Consider the following 4,743-nt stretch of genomic DNA (forward strand, 5'->3'; position numbering starts at 1 on the left):
CTAGACTATAAGGACATTTTTGAGGAAAAGTGTCAAGCTCAGTTTGTCTTTTAGTATATTTAAGACTATTTTGATAAATTAATTCAAATCTACTAACTAAAAAATTTTGTAAGTTTTTGGTTAAGATCCCATTTATCTGAAATCTAAATTCAGTAATTTCTGCTTTCCAATGAGAGGCATTATATTGAGATTCTTGTGACCAATATTCTAATAACAAAAGATGAATGATGATCTGTCTTAGTAAACTTTCTACTTTGTTTTTTCTCTCTCTACCCAAATCTTCTAATTCCTCAATTAAATTTTCTGTATCTAACTCATTAAATTTTTTCTCTTTTAAGAGTTTAATCGTTTTTTGTATCCACAGATAATCGTCGACTTCATATAATTCTTTTAGGTTAGATAGAGATGATATTTGTACCATGAATATTTCCCTGTTTCTTTAACTAATTATATCATAGCGAATCCTGTAGGGTGGGTTAGGCGTGATGATAATTTAGAATAACAACTGAGGATTTTATATTAGCCGTAACCCACCATTGAAAAGAGATATTTTTGAACTTGTTGATAAATTAGAGAACCATTGTGTTAGAGACTGTTGCTAAAAAAACATTAAGTAGGGTGCGTGATAATTACTATACTTTTTTTGTGTCGTAACTCACCAGTATTAGGCTGTTGGTGTATTAGCGTAGCGTAATACACCCTACGATGATCTTAATATTTACTTTACTTGGACTACAGATATTTATATTGTAGGGGTCAACGGCCATTAAACCCTAACTAAATGTATAGCTTAACTTTAGAAAATTGGGATTAAATAAAGAAAGGATGAGCAATTTTATGTTAACTCATCCTCACACCAAACATTGATGTTTATAATTGAATAATTCTACTTTTTACACTTCCTAAAAGTAGACCGTGTAGCTAGTTTTTTACTCTACTAACATCAACAAATTGGATATTTATTTCTGCTTAACTTTTCCTAACTTGCGTTTGAAACCAGCGCCGAAGGCAATAGCAGCACCGGCACCCAAAATGGTTAAGGGTTCAGGAATAGTCTGTACTTCAGTGGCAATAGCATAGGTTTCAGAGAAGACATTTATGGTTGCTGTGGGACTGAATATGGTCGTGCTACCATTGAAGGCCGCAGCTTCAACGAAAACGGGAAAACCGACACCTGAAGCAAACAAAGGGCCTACATTATCATTAGGAAAACCGAAAGCTGCTCCCACCTGAGTTGCAGCATTTGTTGCTAAGGCTGAATCTCCAAACCAAGGAGTCATCTCCAGTGTACTTGACAAATCATTGTAAGTACCAACAACTGTGGAAACTTCATAGTCTGTCCCATTTAAGGTAATTAGGGCTGCTTCGGCAGCATCAGCAAAAGCAAAAGTGGCTAAAGCAACAGTAGTTGCTAAGGTGGCTGTTTTGAGCATAGTGTATGATTTAAGTGTAACTAAATAAGTAATGTTACCCCCCGAATTTTTTGTCAAGTTTCTGTTAGTATTCGTTAGATTTTCTTCATTTTTTGCAGAATATAGAAGTTTGTAGTTAGTCCTTTAGGACGAGAAAAATAGTAATCATCAAGGCTAAAGCCTTGACTACGAGCTTTTTAGGAGCTTTTATACTTAACTGCTTTTAGTTTGCTCAATGGCAGCTTTAACAAACCCTAAAAATAAAGGATGGGCGCAGTTGGGACGGGATCTAAATTCGGGGTGAAACTGAGTGGCAATAAAAAAGGGATGGTCCGACAATTCAATAATCTCTACTAAACGACCATCTGGAGATGTTCCACTGACTTTATAACCCGTTTCTAATAATTGATTGCGATACGCATTATTAAACTCGTAACGGTGACGGTGACGTTCATAAATCACCTCTTGTCCATACAAAGAAGCGGCCAAGGTATCAGGAGAAATACGACAAGGATACAGTCCTAAACGCATAGTTCCCCCTAAGTCCACCACGTCTTGCTGTTCTGGTAACAAATTAATCACAGGATTGGCGGTTTCTGGTTCAAATTCGGCACTATTGACGTTATTTAAACGGGCAACATTGCGACCCCATTCGATGACAGCGCATTGCATCCCTAAACACAGTCCCAGAAAGGGAATTTTCTCTTTTCTAGCGTATTCAATAGCTTTAACCTTACCATCTACCCCACGAATACCAAACCCACCCGGAACTATAATTCCACCCACATCGTTTAAGTATTTCTCTGCCCCATAATTTTCGATATCTTCCGCATCAACCCACCGTAACTTAACCTCGCTATCCGTGGCAATACCCCCATGTACCAAGGATTCTACCACCGATAGATAAGCATCGCTGAGTTGAACATATTTTCCTACTAAGGCTACCTCAATTTGTCGTTTCGGGGACTGCATTCTTTGGATTAAGGTTTGCCATTGACTTAAATCCGGTTTACGGGGTTCTAGACGTAATAATTCTAGGGTTTGTTGGGCTAAACCCTCTTTTTCCACCACTAAAGGCACTTCATAAATACTACTAGCATCTTGCGCCGTAATTACCGATTCGACGGGAACGTCACAAAACTCTGATAGTTTTTCCTTCATCCCCTCTTTTAAAGGGCGATCGCAACGACATACTAACACATCTGGTTGAATACCAATGGATCGTAACTCTTTAACGGAGTGTTGAGTAGGTTTGGTTTTCATTTCCCTAGCTGCCGGTATCCAAGGAATTAAGGTAACGTGCATATAGAGGACGTTATTTCGCCCCACATCCTTACGAAACTGCCGTATTGCTTCTAAAAAGGGTAAAGATTCGATATCGCCAACGGTTCCGCCGATTTCAGTGATAACAATATCAGGAGTGGTATTTTTAGCCACACGATGGATGCGTTCTTTAATTTCGTTGGTAATATGGGGGATAACTTGGACTGTTCCCCCCATGTAGGCCCCTCGTCGTTCTTTATTAAGGACCGCTTGATAGATCGATCCGGTGGTAACACTATTGAGACGGGACATAGGAGTATCTGTGAAGCGTTCGTAATGGCCTAAGTCTAAGTCAGTTTCGGCTCCGTCATCGGTAACAAATACTTCCCCGTGTTGATAGGGACTCATAGTACCAGGATCAACGTTAATATAGGGGTCAAGTTTAAGGATAGAAACAGAGTAATTTCGGGATTTCAATAAACGCCCTAAACTCGCAGCTACAATACCTTTACCAATACTAGAAACAACACCACCGGTTACAAAAACAAACTTAGTCATAAAAATTTTTCTAGATTATAGGATCGACAGGATAATCATTAACAGTATAAGTAAGAATCAACAAACACCTTTTATATTTCAGAAAGTCCTTGTACTTAATACATCTTAAGTTTTCTTGAAATAAGAGCATTATAATTTACTAAAAAATCAATTAGTTATCATAACATTTGTAAAGAAATATAACGATTAAATTTTTTGGAACTTTTAGTAACAGGAAGTAATACTGTGAGTAAAAAGAAAAGGTGGACTTGTCTTTACAATATGTTACCTTTTTTTAGTTCTATTAGTGGAGAAATTTCAATTATGAATTCACTGAGAAAGTTCGTTAGTTCTGTTAAAGTCTTGGCTGTGACTTTAGTTTTATTACTAAGTTTCTTTTCTTCAGCAGCTATGGCAGATGAAGCAACCTGTATCGTGCGAGGACCTATTACCATTGAAAATGGTAGCTTTGACTATTCTAAAACGAGAGATGTCAATGAGTTTACAGTTCGTTCTGCTATTGTTTCCTTACCTGTTGGTGAAAGTGGAACTATTGATAGTATTAAGATTACTGGACCAGACGGAAAACCAGAACTTGGCTGTCCTACTGTCAAGGATGTTAAAAATGGAACAGATTTAATTCCTGCCTGTGGTGGACCTGTTGTCTTAAAAACAGGTGAAAACATATATGCAGCTAAAGGAAGTGATTTTGGTCCTAATGGTAATATCAAGAGTTTTAAGATCACTCTTTGTGACGACTTCTCCTAACAATACAGCACGACACATTTTGATTAGGACGTTTTAATATTATCCGTTCCCTACCTTATTAATAAGTTCCCTATAACCAAAGTCTATATGTCCTAACTATTTTTTGTGGTGCTATGGTGATTAATTAAATTTTTGGGATAGGAAAAAAGCTTTTTTCCTGTCCCAAAAGCTCCATAATATGAGGAATTAAGCTATAATGTCTGAGTCAAAAACAACCAATAATGAGAGAATTTTTGGTGGTAACTTTATTGTCATTGCTATTTGTTTTGTTATCGCCTTGTTTGGGTTTGGTTATGTTTTAGTCAAGCTACCAGAAATTAGCCCGGAACAAATTAAGATATATCAAAACGGAACTTGTATTAAAGGGGATTGGCGATACGCTTTAATTGTCACCCATGTTCTAACTTTTGTGCTGATACCATTAGCAATGAGGATTTTTTATCAAGCACTGAATAATTTAAAATATCCTCTAAAAACAGTGTTTGCTTCTCAACTAGGACTTTCTTTGATTATGGTAGCCATTGCCTCGGAAATTGGCTGGCACGTAACACAATGCTGGTATTATCAAAATGATTTTACTATGCTTTATTTCATGTTTTACTTCTTTTTACTGTCTGCTTTTATTTTATGGTCAGATGGTTTAAGTCAAGAAACAAACACACTGACTAACATTGTTAACGGTGTTTTTGCTGTGGGGTTATTAGCTGTTTCTATACTCTACCCTATTGGTTACAAATCCAATATGACGGTCCGGCTGATTTAT

Annotated in this window: 4 protein-coding genes and 1 pseudogene; 2 read left to right on the forward strand and 3 right to left on the reverse strand. The window is 36.9% G+C overall.

Features of this window, described 5'->3' with window-relative positions; translation table 11 throughout:
• From CWATDRAFT_RS29825 to CWATDRAFT_RS29835, 3 genes are all read right to left on the reverse strand, one after another.
• The coding region (locus CWATDRAFT_RS29825) for a DUF29 domain-containing protein (protein WP_042712888.1) at positions 1 to 412 on the reverse strand (412 nt) is incomplete at its 3' end.
• Between the two features lie 547 nt (positions 413 to 959).
• Positions 960 to 1,433, reverse strand: a complete 474-nt coding sequence (locus CWATDRAFT_RS42075; RefSeq protein WP_007308455.1) for a PEP-CTERM sorting domain-containing protein — start codon at positions 1,431 to 1,433, stop codon at positions 960 to 962.
• Between the two features lie 192 nt (positions 1,434 to 1,625).
• Positions 1,626 to 3,233 carry a CTP synthase gene (locus tag CWATDRAFT_RS29835; RefSeq protein WP_007308454.1) on the reverse strand — a complete coding sequence of 536 codons (1,608 nt, stop codon included), beginning with the start codon at positions 3,231 to 3,233 and terminating at the stop codon, positions 1,626 to 1,628.
• A 195-nt stretch (positions 3,234 to 3,428) separates the two neighbouring features.
• Here CWATDRAFT_RS29835 and CWATDRAFT_RS29840 point away from each other — a divergent pair, with 195 nt between their 5' ends.
• Positions 3,429 to 3,980: a hypothetical protein gene (locus tag CWATDRAFT_RS29840; protein ID WP_232287238.1), complete on the forward strand. Its 552-nt coding sequence runs from the start codon at positions 3,429 to 3,431 to the stop codon at positions 3,978 to 3,980.
• 196 nt (positions 3,981 to 4,176) lie between these two features.
• Positions 4,177 to 4,743 (forward strand): annotated as a pseudogene (locus CWATDRAFT_RS29845) (hypothetical protein); the annotation flags it as partial.

Origin of the sequence: Crocosphaera watsonii WH 8501 (genome assembly GCF_000167195.1) — a bacterium.
Lineage (GTDB): Bacteria > Cyanobacteriota > Cyanobacteriia > Cyanobacteriales > Microcystaceae > Crocosphaera > Crocosphaera watsonii.